Annotated in this window: 1 pseudogene; it reads left to right on the top strand. The window is 41.3% G+C overall.

The window, feature by feature from the left end:
* Nucleotides 1-385 (top strand): annotated as a pseudogene (locus CLORY_RS22910) (transposase); the annotation flags it as partial.
* Nucleotides 386-593: the final 208 nt, after the last annotated feature.

Raw genomic sequence — 593 nt, 5'->3', positions numbered from 1 at the left:
TGCCTATCCTCTTGCTGCTCAACAATTTAAACTTGAAAAAGGTTGGGATTTCGATATCACTCAAGTTATTGGACTTACTAACGATGATGCTGTTACCTCTGAGTTTCGTTGGGTTAAGCAAGTTATCGAACGCCTTAATCGTACTTTCAAGTCATCCTATCGTGTTACCTGCGGTTATGGCAGTGAGAACGGTGCCCTTTATGGCGTCTCTCTTTGGGTTGCCTACTACAATTTCCTTCGTCCTCATCCGTATAACTACTGGCGTCCTCTTAATGAGCTTAAGGAATTTAGTTTAGCTGACAATATGCCTGCGAAGTGGCAAATTCTTATTCAGCTTGGTCAGCTTGCTATTCTTGATTTACAGGAACAACAACAACGCTACTAACCTCTCTGTTTTTAGCTTCCTGAGCCTAATTGAATACTTAGCCATCCTTTGGACTTGCCCTTGATGGTGTTGATAAATTAATGCTACAATGCTGTGATATTGACGGTTATATCTCTCTGTTTTTGAGTTCCTTCGCCGTTAATACTTTCCTCACTGCATTAATTTGTCATGCTGTCAAGGGTGGCGACTTCTTCCTCCTACCTATTTT

It is taken from the genome of Clostridium oryzae, assembly GCF_002029235.1.
GTDB lineage: Bacteria > Bacillota > Clostridia > Clostridiales > Clostridiaceae > Clostridium_AE > Clostridium_AE oryzae.
The sequence above is the reverse complement of the archived record's forward strand: the minus strand, read 5'-3'. Positions and strand labels throughout refer to the sequence as shown.